This window comes from Brachybacterium aquaticum (genome assembly GCF_014204755.1).
Classification (GTDB): domain Bacteria; phylum Actinomycetota; class Actinomycetes; order Actinomycetales; family Dermabacteraceae; genus Brachybacterium; species Brachybacterium aquaticum.
In genome coordinates this window covers 196,820-213,721 of the sequence record NZ_JACHLZ010000001.1, presented here as the reverse complement: position 1 = coordinate 213,721, position 16,902 = coordinate 196,820, and the positions used below count along the sequence as shown (strand labels likewise).

Genomic DNA, 16,902 nt, shown 5'->3' with positions numbered 1-16,902 from the left:
GCCCCACCGGTGCGCGCCGGGCCCCGGTGCGGCCGCTAGCATGACCCGGGACCAGGGGCCGACCGCGCCCGACCGACGGGAAGCAGGTGGCCACGCGTGGACGTGCTCAGTGTGCTCGCGGCGCTGGCCGCGGCACTGTTCGTGCTCGGCGCGCCGGGTCTGCCGACGGTGCTCGCGCTGCGGATGCGCCCCCTGCCCGCGATCGCGTCCGTGGTGCCCCTGTCCCTCGCGCTGATCGCCGCCACCGCCGAGCTCGGCCACGTCCTCTCCATCCCCTGGACGGTCCTGTCCCCGCTCGTGCTCGGCCTCGTGCTCGGCGCGATCGTGTGGGGCATCGGCCGGATCGCGCGCGGCCCCCAGGGTGGTCGACGGGGCGACCTACGGGGCAGCTCGCGCACGCACCGGTCCGAGCCCGGCGTCGAGACCGTCGCGGCCGACGACGCCTCCCACGACGACGGGGCAGCCCGGATCGAGGGGGCCGACGAGGCCTCCCCCGCCCCCGCCACCCCCGTCGGCCGCTTCCTCACCTCCCCTCGCGGGCAGGCCGCCGCGGTCCTCACGGGCCTCGTGATCGGGATCGGCTCGCTGCTGGTCCAGGGCCTGCGGATGATGGGCTCGATCGACGCGATCAGCCAGACCTACGACAACGTCTTCCACCTCAACGCCGTGCGGCACATCCTCCGCGCCGGGGACGGCTCCGCCTGGGTCGTGGGCGGGATGACCACCCTGCCGGGCGAGGAGACGTTCTACCCGGCGCTCTGGCACCAGACGGTGAGCCTGGTCGTGCAGCTCTCCGGCCAGGAGATCATCCTCGCCTCCAACATCGTGATGCTGCTGGCGGTCGCCGTGATCTGGCCGCTGGGCATGGCGACCCTGGTGCGCACCGCCACCGCCTCGGGCCCGATGGGCTGGATGGCCGCGGGCGCCCTGGCCGGGATCACCTCGACCTTCCCGCTGGCGATGATGTCCTGGGGCATCCTGCTCCCCTATCTGCTGTCCCTGTCGCTGATGCCGCTGGTGTTGGCCGCCGTCGCGCACGTGGCGACCCTCGCCCCCGCCGGCCCTCACCGCCTCACCGCCGCGCAGACCTGGGTGCTGCTGGTCGCCGCGTGCGCCTCGGTCGCCCTCGCCCATCCCCAGGGCGTGTTCGTGGGGCTGATCCTCGGCGTGCCGATGCTGGTGTGGGCGGTGCTGGTGCGGGCCGGGGACCTGGTGCTGCGCCGCCCGCGCGTGCTGCGCCGCCTCGTCCCGCTCGCGCTGGTCACGGCGGCGGTGATGTACATCGGCTGGACGGGCTTCGAGGAGTTCCGCCCTTCGGAGAGCTCGGCGGTGTGGGAGCCGAACGCCACGCAGGACGAGGCGATCGCCCAGGCGCTGTCCCTCGCGGGGAACGGCGCCCCGGCCTGGTGGCCGCTCGGGGCGGTGGTGCTGGTGTGCGCCCTCGCGGTGCTGATCGGCAGCCGCTCGCGCTGGCTGGTGCCGGCCTTCGCGGCCGCGGCGTGGATGTCGGTGATCACCCGCTCCACCCCCATGGGCGACTTCCGCTACCAGTGGACCGGGACCTGGTACAGCGACAACTACCGCATCACCGCGATCGTCGCGGTCGCGGCGGTGCCGCTGCTGGCCGTGGGTCTGGACGTGCTCGCCCGCTGGGCGGTGCGGCTGCTGCCCGTGCTGCGCGGAGCCGCCGGTCCCGTCGCCGCGGTGGCGGTGGTGCTGGTGCTGCTGGCCGCGAGCATCTTCTCCCCGAGCATGTACGCGGCCCGGGCGGACATGGCCTGGCACTGGCGCAACACCGAGCTGCTCACCCCCGACGAGCGGGCGCTGCTCGAACAGCTGCCCGAGGTGGTGCCCGAGGACGCGGTCATCGCCACCAACGCCTGGAACGGCAGCTCGCTGGCCTATGCGATCTCCGACCGTCCCGTGCTGAACACCTTCATGGGCTTCCAGGCCGAGGACGAGGTGCACCTGCTGAACCGTCAGCTGGACGACGCGCAGACCGACCCCGCGGTGTGCGACGCGATGGAGGACCTGCACGTCGAGTACGCGCTCGACTTCGGGCCCGAGGAGATGCACGGCAATCGCGCCACCTACACCGGGCTCAACGAGATCTCGCAGACCGGGGCCGCCGAGGTGGTGCTCCAGGTGGGCGACGCGAAGCTGCTGCGCATGCTCCCGTGCCGCGGCACCGATGGTTCAATGAACGGGTGAGCCCCTTCTCCGCAGCTTCCCCCTCCCCCCGCGCCCGCCGGACCGCCCTGGACCTCGGCGCCTTCGTCACCGCCTCCCCCTCCAGCTTCCACGCCGCCCGTGAGGGGGCCCGCCGCCTGGCGGCGGCCGGCTTCACCGAGCTGCGCGAGACGCAGGCGTGGGACGCCGCGAACGTCGCCGGGGACCGCTACGTGCTGCGCGACGGCTCCCTCATCGCCTGGTCCGCCCCGGCCGGCGCGGACACCGCGACCCCGCTGCGGATCGTCGGCTCCCACACCGACTCCCCCGCCCTGAAGGTCAAGCCCGACCCCCGCTACGGCGCCGAGGGGCTCACCCAGGTCGCGGTCGAGATCTACGGCGGTCCGCTGCTGAACTCGTGGCTGGACCGGGAGCTGCGCCTGGCCGGCCGCCTCGCCCTGGCCGACGGCAGCACCGTGCTCGTGGACACCCCCGGCCTGCTGCGCGTCCCCCAGCTCGCCGTGCACCTGGACCGCGCCGTGAACAAGGACGGCCTGCACCTGGACCCGCAGCGGCACATGCAGCCGATCATCGGCTTCGCCGGTCTGGACGTGCTCGAGGTGCTCGCCCATCACGCGGGGGTGCGCTGCGGCGAGATCGTGGGCATGGACGTGGTCACGGCCGACGCGCAGGCCCCGGCCCTGTTCGGCGCCGACGAGGAGTTCCTCGCCTCGGGCCGTCTGGACAACCTCAGCTCCGTGCACGCCGAGGTGGAGGCGCTGCTCGCCGTCGCCGGCGGTGCCCGCGAGGCGACCGCCACCGGCCCCGCCCCGATCGCGATGATGGTCGCCAACGACCACGAGGAGGTGGGCTCGGCGACCCGCTCCGGCGCCGCCGGTCCCTTCCTCGAGGACGTGCTGGTGCGGGTCCACGCCGCGCTCGGCGGCACCGAGGCGACCCGCCGCCAGGTGCTCGCCTCCTCGCTCGTGCTCTCCGCGGACGCGGGCCATGCCGCGCACCCCAACTACCCCGAGCGCCACGACCCCGTGACCCGTCCGCGGCTCGGCGAGGGCCCGATGCTGAAGATCAACGCCCAGCAGCGCTACGCCACCGACGCGGTGGGGATCGCCACCTTCGTCGCCGCCTGCGAGAAGGCCGGGGTGCCCCACCAGCACTTCGTCTCCAACAACGCCATGCCCTGCGGCTCCACCATCGGCCCGATCACCGCCACGCGCCTGGGGATGACCACGATCGACGTGGGCATCACGCTGCTGTCGATGCACTCGGCCCGTGAGATGTGCGCGACCGCGGACCCGCTGCTGCTGCAGCAGGCCTGCGCCGCCTTCCTGCGCGGCTGAGCCGCACGACCGACCTGCGCCGCCGGAAGGACCCTCCCACCCGCATGCCCGACTCCCCGACCCCGTCGGCCGCCCAACCCCCGTCGGCCGTCTCCTCCCACCCCGGCGCGACCGACGCGCGCTCGACCCATGCGGGCCGCTTCCGGCCCGAGCTGCACGGCCTGCGCGGACTCGCCATCGGCCTCGTGGTGCTCTACCACGTCTTCTTCGACCGGGTCTCCGGCGGCGTGGACGTGTTCCTGTTCCTCTCCGCGTTCCTCCTGGTGGGCACCTTCACCCGGCGCGTGGACCGCGGGGCGCCGATGCGGCCCGCCGCGTACTGGGCCCGCACCTTCAAGCGCCTGCTGCCGCCCACGGCGGTGGTGTCGATGGCGACGCTGGCGGCGGTGTTCTGGCTGCTGCCCGAGAGCCGGCGCCTCACCGCGCTCACCGACGCCGCCGGCGCGATCCTGCACGTGGAGAACTGGGTGCTGATCCAGCGGGGCGTGGACTACTACGCCGCCGAGGAGACCGGCGCGTCCCCCTTCCAGCACTTCTGGTCCCTGTCGATCCAGGGACAGGTGTTCCTGCTGTGGCCGCTGCTGATCGCGGCGACGGTGCTGATCGCGAGGGTGCTCCGGCGCAACGCCCGTGCGGCGCTCGCGCTCATGTTCACCGCGGTGCTCGTGGTCTCCTTCGCCTGGTCGGTGCACTCCACCGCCACCCAGCAGCAGATCGCCTACTTCGACACCTTCACCCGGCTGTGGGAGTTCGCGGCCGGCAGCCTGCTGGGCCTGATGCTGCCGGCCTGGGAGGCGCACGCCGAGCGCCGCCGCGCCGCCCGCGCCCGCCATCGCCGCACCGGCCCCCGCCCGCAGTTATGGCGGGTGTGGCTGGGCTGGGCCGGGATCGCCGGCCTCATCTCCTGCGGCCTGCTCGTGGACGTGCAGGGCGCCTTCCCCGGCTGGATCGCGGCCTGGCCGCTCGCCGCGGCGGCGCTCGTGCTGATCGCCGGGACCAGCGGCCACCGCCTCGGGGTGGACACGCTGCTCGCCACCGGCCCCGCGAAGCTGCTCGGCGACATCTCCTACGGCCTGTACCTCGTGCACTGGCCGCTGCTGACGATCCACCTCGCCGTCGCCGGGAAGGAGCGCGCCGGCCTGCTCGACGGCACGGTGATCATCGCGGCGTCCCTGGTGCTCGCCTGGCTGCTCACGAAGCTGGTGGACTCCCCGATCCGGCGCTGGGGCTGGGCGAACGCCCGCGCCCGCCGCGCCGGGCTGGTCGTGGTCTGCGCGCTCGTCCTCGCCCTCGCCCCCGTCGCCGGGGCGCGCGAGCACGTGCTCGGCCAGCAGCGCGAGGCCGAGGCCCGGGCCGTCGCCGACAACCCCGGGGCCCGCGTGCTGGACCCCGACTTCGAGCTCCACCCCGATGCGGACCCGTCGGCCGAGCCGCTGCCCACCCTGTCCACGCTCGGCAAGGACTGGTTCACCGGCACCGAGCCCTGCACCGGCGCGCTCGAGCCGCAGGGCGCGCCCGCCGAGCGCCTGCGCACCCGCTGCGCGCAGATCCCCGGCGAGGAGGGCGGTCCGGTGCTGGTCAGCGCCGGCAACTCCCGCGTCGAGCAGCTCACCGGCGCCCTCGCCCCGCTCGCCGCCCGCGAGGGCTGGACCGTGATCACGCTGTGGGAGGGCGGCTGCACCTGGTCGCCGGACGCCGAGGTGAATGAGGTCTGCGACCAGTTCAGCGCCGACACCCGCGCCTACATCGAGCAGATCAGCCCCGACGCCGTGCTGCTGGACACCACCTTCTACACCCCGGACGGCGAGGAGGTGCTGGTCCCCGGCATCGAGGAGACCCTCGCCTCCCTCGCCGCCCTGGACACCCAGGTCATCGCCCTGCGCGACCAGCCCCGCCTGAGCGTGGACCCGGTCGCGTGCACCGAGGAGAAGGGCGACGAGGACCCCTCCTGCGCCTCCCCGCTGCCGGAGCCGCTCGCCCAGGAGCGGCCGGACGCCCAGCTGCTCGCCGCGGCAGGCGGCACCGTGGTGCCGCTGGACGTGAACGACCTGATCTGCCCGGAGGGGTCCTGCCCGCCGGTGATCGGCAATGTGCGCGTCTCGCTGGACGTCAACCACATCACCGAGAGCTACGCGATCTCCATGCAGGGCGAGGTCGACGCACGCCTGCGGGAGGGCGGCTTCCGCTGGTGAGGCGCGCTCCGGCGCCTGCCGCCAGGGGGCGGAGCGCTCAGTCGCGCCGGGCGATCGTCTCGACGACCTCGACGGCGGCGCGGGCGCGGGTGACGGAGGGATGGTCCTCGCCGTGCGCGCGCTGGGCGTCCTTGAGCAGCTCGTCGACCTGGTAGAACGCGTCCTCGAGGTGGCCGGACTCGGCGGTGGCCTCCGCGAGCTGGGCCCGCAGTTCGATCGCCTCGGAGCTGACGGACTCACCGTGCTCGAGCAGGTCGATCAGTCGGCGGGTGATCTCGTGGACGCGCTCCTGCGGAGTGCTCATCGGGGCCTCTCCTCGGCTCCTGGGGACGGGGACGCCCCGATCCTACGGTCCCCCGCCCGTGCCGGGTTCCGGCGGAACTCAGGCAGAATGGGGCCCGGCCCCCGGGCCCGCCGTGAGCCCTGCCCCGGCCCACCGCTCCACCTCGAGACGACGGAGGACACGATGGACGCGTCGTCCGCGACCGCTGCGCACGTGCTGGTCCCCGCCCCTGCCGGCCAGGCCGGCTCCCTGATCGCCGCGCTGCGCGCACAGGGCCTCCGCGCGGACCACACCCCCTTCGTGGAGCTGCGCGACCAGCGCGACACCGATACGCGCGCCGCCGCCGCTGCCCTCACTGCGGGCGGGATCGGGCACCTGGCGGTCACCTCCCCGCGCTCGGTGCAGGTCCTCGCCGAGGTCGCTGCGGCGCTCGCGGCCGACGGGGCTGCTGTCGACGGGGGCGGCAGTGCTGCTGCCGATGGGGCCGACGCCGCGCTGCCCCTGCCGGCGGACGCGACCGTCACCGCCCTCGGCGAGGAGACCGGCGAGGCGCTCACCGCCGCAGGCGTCCCCGGGGCGGCGCTCACCGTCGTCGCCGCCGAGGCCGATCTCGCCGCCGCCGTGCTCGAGGCCACCTCCGAGGGCGATGCCGTGCTGCTGGCCGGTCCCGCGCATCTCGCCCCTGACCTCGCCCAGCGTCTGCGCAGCGCAGGACGGGACCTCACCGTCGCCGTCACCCACCGGGTGCGCAGCACGGGCCTGGACACCCAGACCGTGCGGGATCTGAGACTGCACGGCGTGGACGCCCTCGTGCTCACCACGCCGCTGCTCGCGGACCTCGCCGGACACCTCGGCATCCACCGCGACATCCGCGTGGTCGCCGCCGACGCCTCGACCGCCGCCCGGGCGGAGGCGCGAGAGCTCGTGGTGCACGGCATCGCCGCGGAGCCGACGGCGGCATCCCTCGCCGCCGCGGTCCGCACGGCGCTGGACACCCCCGTCGTGCACGACTGAGCGACGCGGACCCACGGTGGAGATCAACCCGTTCGAGTCGCGGCTGCGGATGCTGCAGCAGATCGACGGCGTCCAGATGCAGCGCGAGGCCGCACCGGACGAGGAGACGGCCGGCTGCCCCGGCTGCCCGTACTTCTGGACCTGCCCGGTCCCCCACCGCGGCGAGGAGGTCCGCGCCCCGCAGGAGATCGATCCGGCCGATGTGGAGGACCAGGTCGGCCCGCGCCGCGCCTACGTGCCGCGCGACGAGTCGGACGTGGGCTGGACCGACGTGTGGGTGGACGAGGACGGTCTGCGCATCGACCCGGACGAGCTCGTCGAGGAGCTGCCGGACGAGGAGCCCCGTGGCGACGGGCTCTCCGACGCCGAGGAGCCCGCGGAGAGGCAGGAACCCGCGGAGGGTCCTGGCGAGGAGTCCGCGGAGGACCAGGAGCCCCCATCGCGCGGCCGACGCCGCCGCTGGTTCTTCGGGCGCCGCTGAGCGCTGCTCAGTCGGCCTGGTCGTGCCCTGCGGGGCAGGCGCGGCCAGGGGCCCGCAGCGGAAAGTCCCGGCCGGGGACGGCAGTGCCGGGGAGCGCAGTGCGGTCCACGCGCATCCAGCCGGCGGGCTCGGTGCTCACAGCGACCGCAGCACCGGCCATGTCGGCAGCGCCCGCAGCGCCCGCCGCACCGGCCGCGCCTGCCGCGTCGGCCGATCCCTCGACCCGTGCGGCGGCGCCCGGCGCGCCCGCGCCTGCGGCGGTCGCGTCGGCGTCCTCGTCCCGGCTCTGCGGGGCGGAGATGTCGATGCCGAAGATGGTGTGGAAGGCGGCGACGTACTCGTCGGCGAAGCCGGTCTCGGCCAGGTGGCGGGCCCGCTCGGCGGGCTGGTGCATGACCTTGGCGAGGATGCGGCGCACGGAGCGCTCGAGCTGGTCGGCGGTCTCGCCGGAGACCTCGTGGCGCAGGCGGTCGATCTCGACGTCGGCCGCGTCGAAGACCTCGCGGCGCAGGGCGGCGAGCGCCGGGTCGATGCGGCGCACCTCCTGCTGCTGGCGGAAGGCCTCGACGTTCTCGGCGACGATCTCGCGGGCGCTGACCAGTGCCGGATCGGTCTCGGCCTCGCGGCCCAGGCGCAGGTCCGCCAGGCCCAGCACGGTGATGCCCTTGAGGTGGCGGACCAGCGGGTGCAGGTCGGACTGCAGGGCGAGGTCCAGCACGACGGTGCGGCCGGCGCCGAGGAACTGCTCGGGGAACAGGGAGGTGCCGTGGCCGGAGGCGGCGAGGACGAGGTCCGCGTCGCGCAGCGCCGCATCGAGCCCGGCGCGCTCGACGACGTCGGCGCCGTGCCGCTCGGCGAACCCGAGCGCGCGGCCGGACGGGGAGTAGACCAGGGCCCGGCCAATTCCGCGGCGGGACAGCTCGGCGAGCCCCAGGCGGGCGTAGGCGCCGGTGCCGACGATCAGGGCGGTGCGGCCCTCGATCCCTCCGAGCTCGAGCGCGGCACGGTCCACGGCGACGGCCGCGCCGGAGCGTCCGGCGGCGCCGACGGGGGCATGGGTGGCGACGCTCTTGGCGCAGCGGAAGCCGTGCTGGAAGAGGTCGTGGAGCATCGAGGTGGTGCGCCCCTCGCGGCGCGCGGTCTCGTAGGCCTGACGGACCTGGCCGGCGATCTCGGCCTCGCCGAGCACCAGGGAGCGCAGCCCCGAGGTGACCTCGTAGAGGTGCTGCGGGACGGGGGCGTCCATCGCGGCGTCGAAGCAGAGGGAGACCACCCCACGGTCCAGGCCGCTGGTGCGGGCGACCGCGTCGACCACGAGGTCCACTCCCTCGTGGAAGCGGTCGGTGTCGAGGTAGACCTCGAGCCGGTTGCAGGTGGAGAGCACGACCTCGCCGGAGACGACCGGGGGCGCGCCCGTGGTCGCGGCGCGCTCGGCCTGGAGCTCCTGGATGACCTCCGGCAGCGACTCCGCCCCACGGGTGAGGGCGTCGAGCACCTCGAGGTCGAGGTGCTCGTGGGAGGCGCGGAGGGCGGCGAGCATGAGCGCCAGTGTAGGCCCGGCGGCGAAGGTCCCGGCCCTCCCGGCGCCGTCGCCGGCGCTCCCGCGCCGGACCCGTGCCGACCCCCGTGCGCGGCCGTGCACAATGGGGGTGTCATGACACAGAACCCCACGTCAGAGCCCACTTTTCACGACAGCGCGTCAGATACCCGTCGACGCCTGTCAGAATCCGATGTTGCCGCAGGCCGTGGGCTCGCAGAGCCCCCGTCGGCCGCCCCCGCAGCCCCCGCCGCGACCCCGTCGGCCGCCCTCACGGACCCTGCCGCGGCACCCTCCGGGGCGAGTGCCGCGCTGCCCGACGGGCATCCCGCGACACGCCCGACGGCGACCGGCGGCGTGGCCGACGCCTCACTGCTGCAGGAGCTGCGCGGCGTGAGGAGCGACACACCAAGCGTGTGGTTCATGCGTCAGGCCGGCCGCTCGCTGCCCGAGTACCGGGCGCTGCGCGAGGGCACCACGATGCTCGACTCCTGCGTCCGCCCCGACATGGCCGCGGAGATCACGCTCCAGCCGGTGCGCCGCCACGGCGTGGACGCCGGGATCTTCTTCTCGGACATCGTCGTCCCCGCCCGCCTAGCCGGGCTCGGCGTCGAGATCCGCCCTGGCGTCGGCCCGGTCTTCGACCATCCCGTGCGCACCGAGGCCGACATCGAGGCGCTGCCCCCGCTCGGCGACGACTACGAGGAGGCGCTCGCCCCGATCCGCGAGGCGGTGCGCCTGACCGTGGCGGAGCTCGGCACCACGCCCCTGATCGGCTTCGCCGGCGCCCCCTTCACCGTCGCGAGCTACATGGTCGAGGGCGGCCCCAGCCGTGACCACCTGCGCACCCGCGCGCTGATGCGCTCGCGCCCGGACCTGTGGGAGCGCCTGGCGACCTGGGTCGCGGAGCTGTCGGGCCGCTTCCTGCGGGCCCAGGTCCTCGCGGGCGCCTCCGCGGTGCAGCTGTTCGACTCCTGGGTGGGAGCGCTCGGGCAGGAGCAGTACCTCGAGCACGTCCAGGCCCATTCCGCCGCCGCGCTCGCCCACGTCGCGGACCTGCCGGTGCCGCGGATCCACTTCGGCGTCGGCGCCGCGCACCTGTTGCTGCCGATGCTCGGCGCCGGCGCGACCGCGATGGGCGTGGACCACCGCCTGCGCCTGGACCGGGCTCTGGAGGTCCTCCCCGCCGACACCCCGGTGCAGGGCAACATCGACCCCGCGGTCCTGTTCACCTCGGAGGAGGCGCGCTTCGCGGAGGCGCGCGGCGTGCTCGAGGCGGGCGCGGCCGCGGCCGGGCACGTGGTGAACCTCGGCCACGGCGTCCCGCCGGACACCGACCCGCAGGTACTCACCGACCTGGTCGCCTTCCTCCACTCCCAGCGCGTCGCGCGCGCCGCGGAGGCGCCCGAGGCATGAGCGCCCGGATCCTCGTCGTCGGCGGCGGCCTCGCAGGGCTGCTCGCCGCCCGACGCCACCAGCGCGCGGGACACCGCGTGGTGCTGCTCGAGGCCGAGGACCGCCTCGGCGGCGCGGTCGCGGAGCTCGCCCTCCCGGGCGCCGGCGACCTCGCCCTGAACGCGGGCGCGGAGGCGTACTCGACCGCCTCCGGCGCGGTCGACGCGCTGGTCGCTCAGCTCGGGATCGCAGATCGGGTCGTCTCCCCGCGCGCGGGGCTCGGCAGCCGGATCGTCTCCGCCGCCGGGGTGCACCGCGCCCCGGCCGGCGCCCTGCTCGGGGTGCCCGGCCGACCGCTCGCCGCCGACGTCCGCGCCGTGCTCGGCTGGCCGGGGGCTCTGCGCGCGGCGCTCGAGCCCCTGCTGCCCGCCCGCGTCGGCGCACGGCCCGGAGCGACCGTCGCCGAGACGGTGGGACGCCGGATGGGCCGACGGGTGCTCGAGCGGCTCGTCGCCCCGATCGTCGGCGGGGTGCACTCCGCCGATCCGGCCGAGCTCGAGCTCGCCGCCGCCTCCCCGCAGCTCGCGACGGGCCTGGCCGAGCACGGCTCGCTGGTGCGGACCGTGCGCCGCCTGCGCGGCACGGGACGACGGGGCGGCACAGGACGACGGGGCGACGCCGGCCGCACGGCCGGCGCGAACGCCGGGACCCGTGTGCACGCCCTCGCCCCGACCATGGCGGCCCTTCCCGCGGCGCTGCGCGAGGAGCTGCTCGCCGCGGGCGGGATCGTGCGCACCGGCGTGGAGGTCACGGGCCTGGACCGCGAGGGCGAGCCGTGGCGGGTCCGCACCGCCCGCGGTGAGCAGCTCGAGGCCGACCGCCTCGTGCTCGCCTGCCCTCCTGACACCGCCCGCTCCCTGCTCGCCGGGGCCGCGCCGGAGATCGCCGAGGCGATCCCGGAGACGCCGTCGGCCGCGGTGCGGCTGGTCGCCCTGGTGCTGGACGCCCCCGCCCTGGACTCACATCCCTCGGGGACCGGTGCACTGGTCGCGTCGGGCACCCCGGGGATCCGCGCGAAGGCCCTCACCCATGCGAGCGCCAAGTGGGAGCACGTCGAGCGCGCGCTGCGCGAGGCCCTCCCGTCGGCCGCCTCCCCGCACCTCGTGCGGCTCTCCTACGGCCGTCCCGGCGAACAGCTGCCGGAGCGCGAGGAGATCGTCGACCTCGCCCTCGCCGACGCCTCCGCGATCCTCGGCACCCCGCTCACCCGCTCCCGGCTCGCGGACTGGGCCGTGATCGACTGGGACCGGGCGATGCGCCGGCCCGGGCCCGGCCACCGCGCCGCCCTCGACGCGCTCGCGAGTCTGCTCGAGGCCCGGGACGACCTCGAGCTCGTCGGCTCCTGGCGGGCCGGAACCGGCCTCGACGCGATCGTCCGCGCCGACGACGCCCGCGCCGCCGCCGCGCAGGCCCCGCAGACCACCCCGATCTCTCCCACCGCTCCCACGGAAGGAACCCCACGATGAACGACGCCGCCGCCTCGACCCCCGAGGAGATCGCGCAGACCACCCGGTACACGAGCTACACCGTGTTCCGCCGCCTCTCGGGCCTGACCGAGGACGGCGCGCTCACCACCGCCCAGGTCGCCGAGGCGCTCACCCAGACGGTCCCGCTGATCGAGTCTGCCAGCGATGGAGGAGTCGAGATCCTCGGCTTCTACGACGTCTCCGGCTTCCGCGCCGAGGACGACCTGATGCTGTGGCTCGCCGCCGACGAGCCCGAGGCGCTGCAGCGCGGCCTGCGCGAGTTCGAGCGCTCCCTGCCCGGCACCTGGCTGCACCGCGAGTGGGCGTCGGTGGGCGTGCACCGCATGGCCGAGTTCGCCAAGGGCCACGTCCCCTCGTTCATGGTCCCGGGCTTCGAGCGCAAGCAGTGGATCACCGTGTACCCCTTCGTGCGCAGCTACGAGTGGTACCTGCTGCCCGACGAGGAGCGCAACCGCATGCTGCGCGAGCACGGCCTGCTGGGCCGCGACTACCCGCAGGTCAACGCCAACACCGTCGCCGCCTTCGCGCTCGGCGACTACGAGTGGCTGCTCTCCTTCGAGGCCGACGATCTGCACGACCTCGTCGACATGATGCGCCACCTGCGCTACTCCGATGCGCGCCTGCACGTGCGCGACGAGCTCCCCTTCCACACCGGCCGCCGCCTCGAGGACCTCGAGGACGTCGCCGCGCTCCTGGCCTGATCCCGGACGCCTTCCTGCCCGCACGACCTTCACCGAGGACCACACCATGACCGACACCACCACCCAGATGCCCGCGCCGCGCAGCGCGGCCCCCGACTCCCCCACCCATGCGCGTCGCGGCGAGGCCCGTCCCTTCGACGCGATCCTGTTCTCCTCCTTCGGCGGCCCCGACGGGCAGGAGGACGTGATCCCCTTCCTGCGCAACGTCACCCGCGGGCGCGGGATCCCCGACGAGCGGCTGGAGGAGGTCGCGGGCCACTACCGCGCTCTCGGCGGACGGAGCCCCATCACCGCGCAGAACGAGGCGATGATCGCCGCGCTCGAGGAGGAGCTCGCACGCCGCGACGTGGATCTGCCGATCTACTTCGGAAACCGCAACTGGGAGCCCTACAACGCCGAGGCCGTGCGCGCTCTGCACGCCGACGGCCACCGCCACGCCCTCGGACTCGTCACCAGCGCGTACTCCTCGTACTCCTCCTGCCGGCAGTACCGGGAGGACTTCGGCATGGTGCTCGAGGAGACGGGTCTGGCCGGCGAGGTCACCATCGACAAGGTCCGCGTCTACTTCAACCACCCCGGGTTCCTCGCGCCGGTGGTCGACGGCGTCGAGGCCGCCCTGGCGAGCCTCGCCTCCGAGGGCCACGACAGCGAGCGCATCGCCGTGCTCTTCTCCACCCACTCGGTGCCCACGGCGATGGCCGAGGCCTCCGGGCCGGAGGAGACGCGGGTCGAGGGCTCGGGCGGCTGGTACGTCGAGCAGCATCTCGCCGCCTGCCGATGGGTGATGGACCAGCTGCACGATGACGCTCCCGAGCTTCCGGACTGGCAGCTCGTCTACCAGTCCCGCTCCGGGGCGCCGCACATCCCATGGCTCGAGCCCGACGTGAACGACGTCATCGCCCGGCTCGCCGAGGAGGACTCCGCCGATGCGGTCGTCGTCGTCCCCATCGGCTTCGTCACCGATCATGTGGAGGTCGTGTGGGACCTGGACACGGAGGCGAAGGAGACCGCCGAGGAGAAGGGTCTCGCCTTCCGCCGCGTCGCGACCTCCGGGGAGGATCCCCGCTTCATCGCCGCCCTCGCGGATCTCGTCCAGGAGCGGCTGGACGAGTCCTTCCCGCGACGGGTGGTCACGGATTTCGGGGGCACCCCGGACGTGTGCGGGGTGAACTGCTGCGCAGGACGCATCTGCCGTCCCACCACCAGCGCGGTGGACTCCGCGTCGGACGTCGAGCGGGCCCGGGCCGAGCGCCGCGCCACGGCCGGCGACGGCCAGGCGGGCACAGGATCCCTCTCGTGACCGCGTCCCCGCTCCGGCTCGGCACCCGCGCCTCCGAGCTCGCGCTCACGCAGTCCGGGCACGTCGGTGCCGCGGTCGTGGAGGGCACGGGTCACGAGGTCGAGCTGGTGCACGTGAGCACCCATGGCGACCGCGACCGCACAAGCCCCCTCGCCCAGATCGGCGGCACCGGCGTGTTCGTCACCGCCGTGCGACAGGCCCTGCTGGACGGCGAGGTCGATGTGGTGGTCCATTCCTGGAAGGACCTGCCCACCGCGCCGCTGGACGAGATCACGCTCGCCTGCTCGCCCGAGCGGGAGGACCCGCGCGATGCCCTGTGCGCTCGTGACGGGATGACCCTCGCGCAGCTCCCGGCCGGGGCGCGGGTGGGCACCGGCTCCCCGCGACGCGGCGCGCAGCTGCTGCGGGCGCGGCCCGATCTCGAGGTCGTGGGGATCCGCGGCAACGTCGAGACCCGCCTGAACCGGGCGCTCGGGCCGGACGCGGACCTCCATGCCGTGGTGCTCGCCGCCTCGGGGCTGCGCCGCGTGGGCAGAGAGGCCGTGATCAGCGAGCTCCTGCCCGTCGAGGTCATGCTTCCGGCCCCCGCCCAGGGCGCGCTCGCGGTCGAGGCGACCACCGCCGCGCTCGCGCAGGCGCCCTGGTTCGCCGAGCGTCTCGCGGCGGTCGACGACGCGACCACCCGCGCCGCGGTCACGGCGGAGCGGTCCCTGCTGCGGGCGCTCGAGGCGGGCTGCTCCGCCCCGGTCGCCGCGTACGCGGTGCTGGAGCCGGGCGCGGATCCCGCCGCCGCGCAGGTCCTGCGCCTGCGCGCCCTCGCGATCCGTCCCGACGGGACGCACGTCGTCGAGGGCGAGGCCCGGGTGGACCTGGACCTCGCCGCCGATGCGCTCTCCGGGCCGGGCTCGGTCCCGGTCGAGCTCGGCCAGGAGCTCGCCGCGGACCTGCTCTCCCGCGGCGCCGGCGAAATCCTCGCGGAGGTCCGCGCCTGATGCCCTCCGCAGAGATGGCCTCCGCCCCGCCCCGCGCCGCTGGGCCCGTGCTGGTCACGCGCCCGGCGGGGCGGGGGAAGCGTCTCGCGAGCCTGCTCGAGGCGGAGGGCCTCACGGCCGAGCACGCCCCGCTGACCCGCCTCGTCCCGAGCAGCGGCGAGGAGCTCGAGGCCGCCCTCGCGCAGCTCGCCGCGGGCGCGTTCACGCATCTCGTGGTCACCTCCCGCACCGCCGCAGAGCGCCTCGCCGGGGCGGAGGCCCCCTTCGCGACGGCGATCATCGCCGTCGGTGGGGGCACCGCCCAGACCCTGCGCGCGGCAGGCCTCTCGCCCACCGCCGTGGCCGACGGCTCCGGCGCGGCGCTCGTCGCCGCGATGCCGCCCGCCGCCCCGGGCGATCGAGTGCTGCTGCCCGCCTCGTCCGCCGCCTCCCGCACCGTCCCCGAGGGGCTGCGCGCGGCCGGCTACGAGGTCGTGGAGGTCGAGGCCTATCGTCCCGAGCCCGTCGACCCGCCCCCGGCGGTCACCGAGGGCCTGGTCGCAGGGTGGTACGCGGCGATCGTGCTGACCAGCCCGATGATCGCCCGACGTGCGGCCGAGCTCGGCGTGCACCCCGCCACTGCGGTGATCGCCATCGGCGACCCGACCGCCGAGGCCGTCCGCGCCGCCGGCCTCGTCCCCCTCCACCAGGCCGCCGCCCCGACCGACGAGGCGCTCGTCGCGGCCGTCCTCGAGGCGCTCGACGCGGCGCCGCACGAGACGCCCCCGTCGGGCCCCGCCGCTCCGAGCCCCGCCCCGTCGGCCGCCCACCCCACGCACCCCCGATCGAAGGAGACCCGATGACCCAGCCGACCCTCCCCGGACCGATCGACCGCCCCCGCCGCCTGCGCAGCAGCGCCGCGATGCGCTCCCTGGTGCGCGAGCACGCCCTCCGCCCCGCCGACCTCGTGCTGCCGATGTTCGTGCGCGAGGGCGCGAGCGAGAACAAGCCCGTGACCTCGATGCCCGGCGTCGAGCAGCACACGATGGACTCCCTGGTCCGCGCCGCGACCGAGGCGGCCGAGCGCGGCGTCGGCGGCGTGATGCTCTTCGGCGTGCCCGAGCACAAGGACGCCGTCGGCTCCGGCGCCACCGACCCGGACGGGATCCTCAACCGGGCGCTGGCCCGCCTGCGCGCGGAGCTCGGCGATCGGACCGTGATCATGGCGGACCTGTGCCTGGACGAGTTCACCGACCACGGCCACTGCGGCGTGCTCGACGCCGACGGCCGGGTCGACAACGACGCGACGCTCCTGCGCTACCGCGAGATGGCCCTCGCGCAGGCCGAGGCCGGCGCTCACCTGCTGGGCCCGTCGGGGATGATGGACGGCCAGATCGCCGCGATCCGCGACGCGCTCGATGCCGAGGGCCATCTCGAGACCGCGCTCTACGCCTACACCGCGAAGTACGCCTCCGCCTTCTACGGCCCGTTCCGCGAGGCCGTGGACTCGTCCCTGCAGGGGGATCGCCGCACCTACCAGCAGGATCCCGCCAACGGCCGCGAGGCTCTGCGCGAGCTGGAGCTCGACGTCGCCGAGGGCGCCGACCTCGTCATGGTCAAGCCCGGCCTGCCCTATCTCGACGTGCTGAGGGACGTCGCCGCCGCCTCCCCCGTCCCCGTCGGCGCCTACCAGGTCTCCGGCGAGTACGCGATGATCGAGGCGGCTGCGGCGAACGGCTGGATCGACCGCGACCGCACCGTGCTCGAGTCACTGCTGGCCTTCCGCCGCGCCGGCGCCTCGACCGTCCTGACCTACTACGCGAGCGAGGTCGCCGGCTGGTTTGCGGACGGCCTGCCCGCGCACCTGCGCGAGTTCGCCTGAGCCGCGGCCCGGCCCGCGCCCGTCGGCGCGCCCGCCGTGCCGCGGCCCGGCGCCGCACCATCGCCCGTCGTC

At 75.2% G+C, this 16,902-nt stretch carries 14 protein-coding genes; 12 read left to right on the top strand and 2 right to left on the bottom strand.

The genetic code is table 11. The annotated features are described in order from the left end of the window. Positions 1 to 96 precede the first annotated feature (96 nt). Genes HNR70_RS00870 through HNR70_RS00860 form a run of 3 tightly spaced genes read left to right on the top strand, consistent with a single transcriptional unit; the run spans position 97 to position 5,719 of the window. Positions 97 to 2,211: a DUF6541 family protein gene (locus HNR70_RS00870; RefSeq protein WP_184323992.1), complete on the top strand. Its 2,115-nt coding sequence runs from the start codon at positions 97 to 99 to the stop codon at positions 2,209 to 2,211. After that, a complete protein-coding gene (locus tag HNR70_RS00865) occupies positions 2,208 to 3,527 on the top strand; it encodes a M18 family aminopeptidase (protein WP_184323991.1) in 1,320 nt (439 codons plus the stop codon). Before HNR70_RS00870 ends, HNR70_RS00865 begins: the two co-directional genes overlap by 4 nt. A gap of 44 nt (positions 3,528 to 3,571) precedes the next feature. Continuing rightward, positions 3,572 to 5,719 (top strand): acyltransferase family protein, encoded by a 2,148-nt coding sequence (locus HNR70_RS00860; RefSeq protein WP_184323990.1) that lies wholly within the window; start codon positions 3,572 to 3,574, stop codon positions 5,717 to 5,719. A gap of 37 nt (positions 5,720 to 5,756) precedes the next feature. On the opposite strand, the gene HNR70_RS00855 is transcribed toward HNR70_RS00860, so the two are convergent. After that, positions 5,757 to 6,023 carry a hypothetical protein gene (locus HNR70_RS00855; protein ID WP_184323989.1) on the bottom strand — a complete coding sequence of 89 codons (267 nt, stop codon included), beginning with the start codon at positions 6,021 to 6,023 and terminating at the stop codon, positions 5,757 to 5,759. Between the two features lie 162 nt (positions 6,024 to 6,185). Between HNR70_RS00855 and HNR70_RS00850 the strand changes: the two genes are divergently transcribed. Both HNR70_RS00850 and HNR70_RS00845 read left to right on the top strand, forming a co-directional pair. Beyond that, a complete protein-coding gene (locus tag HNR70_RS00850; protein WP_184323988.1) occupies positions 6,186 to 7,016 on the top strand; it encodes a uroporphyrinogen-III synthase in 831 nt (276 codons plus the stop codon). Positions 7,017 to 7,032: 16 nt separating this feature from the next. Beyond that, on the top strand, positions 7,033 to 7,497 hold the full coding sequence (locus HNR70_RS00845) for a hypothetical protein (RefSeq protein ID WP_184323987.1): 465 nt from the start codon (positions 7,033 to 7,035) through the stop codon (positions 7,495 to 7,497). A gap of 7 nt (positions 7,498 to 7,504) precedes the next feature. Here the strand turns inward: HNR70_RS00845 and HNR70_RS00840 are convergent, their stop codons facing one another. Next, positions 7,505 to 9,037 carry a glutamyl-tRNA reductase gene (locus tag HNR70_RS00840; protein ID WP_184323986.1) on the bottom strand — a complete coding sequence of 511 codons (1,533 nt, stop codon included), beginning with the start codon at positions 9,035 to 9,037 and terminating at the stop codon, positions 7,505 to 7,507. A 354-nt stretch (positions 9,038 to 9,391) separates the two neighbouring features. Here HNR70_RS00840 and hemE point away from each other — a divergent pair, with 354 nt between their 5' ends. From hemE to hemB, 7 genes are read left to right on the top strand one after another with little or no spacing between them, the layout of a single operon-like run. Then, positions 9,392 to 10,450, top strand: coding sequence for a uroporphyrinogen decarboxylase (gene hemE, locus HNR70_RS00835; RefSeq protein WP_184323985.1), 1,059 nt, complete (start codon positions 9,392 to 9,394; stop codon positions 10,448 to 10,450). Beyond that, positions 10,447 to 11,955 carry a protoporphyrinogen oxidase gene (hemG, locus tag HNR70_RS00830; RefSeq protein ID WP_184323984.1) on the top strand — a complete coding sequence of 503 codons (1,509 nt, stop codon included), beginning with the start codon at positions 10,447 to 10,449 and terminating at the stop codon, positions 11,953 to 11,955. The genes hemE and hemG overlap by 4 nt, the downstream gene beginning before the upstream one ends. After that, a complete protein-coding gene (gene hemQ / locus HNR70_RS00825) occupies positions 11,952 to 12,677 on the top strand; it encodes a hydrogen peroxide-dependent heme synthase (protein ID WP_184323983.1) in 726 nt (241 codons plus the stop codon). Before hemG ends, hemQ begins: the two co-directional genes overlap by 4 nt. Positions 12,678 to 12,723: 46 nt before the next feature. Beyond that, positions 12,724 to 13,977: a ferrochelatase gene (locus tag HNR70_RS00820; protein ID WP_184323982.1), complete on the top strand. Its 1,254-nt coding sequence runs from the start codon at positions 12,724 to 12,726 to the stop codon at positions 13,975 to 13,977. Next, a complete protein-coding gene (gene hemC / locus HNR70_RS00815) occupies positions 13,974 to 14,969 on the top strand; it encodes a hydroxymethylbilane synthase (protein WP_184323981.1) in 996 nt (331 codons plus the stop codon). Before HNR70_RS00820 ends, hemC begins: the two co-directional genes overlap by 4 nt. Continuing rightward, positions 14,969 to 15,811: a uroporphyrinogen-III synthase gene (locus tag HNR70_RS00810; RefSeq protein WP_184323980.1), complete on the top strand. Its 843-nt coding sequence runs from the start codon at positions 14,969 to 14,971 to the stop codon at positions 15,809 to 15,811. Before hemC ends, HNR70_RS00810 begins: the two co-directional genes overlap by 1 nt. Continuing rightward, positions 15,808 to 16,830: a porphobilinogen synthase gene (hemB, locus tag HNR70_RS00805; RefSeq protein ID WP_184323979.1), complete on the top strand. Its 1,023-nt coding sequence runs from the start codon at positions 15,808 to 15,810 to the stop codon at positions 16,828 to 16,830. Before HNR70_RS00810 ends, hemB begins: the two co-directional genes overlap by 4 nt. The last annotated feature ends 72 nt before the right edge of the window (positions 16,831 to 16,902 follow it).

Bases quoted from the DNA above. Each gene is read 5' to 3' on its own strand.
- HNR70_RS00860 (WP_184323990.1), top strand. From the start codon at position 3,572: ATGCCCGACTCCCCGACCCCGTCGGCCGCCCAACCCCCGTCGGCCGTC.
- HNR70_RS00855 (WP_184323989.1), bottom strand. From the start codon at position 6,023: ATGAGCACTCCGCAGGAGCGCGTCCACGAGATCACCCGCCGACTGATC.
- HNR70_RS00850 (WP_184323988.1), top strand. From the start codon at position 6,186: ATGGACGCGTCGTCCGCGACCGCTGCGCACGTGCTGGTCCCCGCCCCT.
- HNR70_RS00840 (WP_184323986.1), bottom strand. From the start codon at position 9,037: ATGCTCGCCGCCCTCCGCGCCTCCCACGAGCACCTCGACCTCGAGGTG.
- hemG (WP_184323984.1), top strand. From the start codon at position 10,447: ATGAGCGCCCGGATCCTCGTCGTCGGCGGCGGCCTCGCAGGGCTGCTC.
- hemQ (WP_184323983.1), top strand. From the start codon at position 11,952: ATGAACGACGCCGCCGCCTCGACCCCCGAGGAGATCGCGCAGACCACC.
- HNR70_RS00820 (WP_184323982.1), top strand. From the start codon at position 12,724: ATGACCGACACCACCACCCAGATGCCCGCGCCGCGCAGCGCGGCCCCC.
- HNR70_RS00810 (WP_184323980.1), top strand. From the start codon at position 14,969: ATGCCCTCCGCAGAGATGGCCTCCGCCCCGCCCCGCGCCGCTGGGCCC.
- hemB (WP_184323979.1), top strand. From the start codon at position 15,808: ATGACCCAGCCGACCCTCCCCGGACCGATCGACCGCCCCCGCCGCCTG.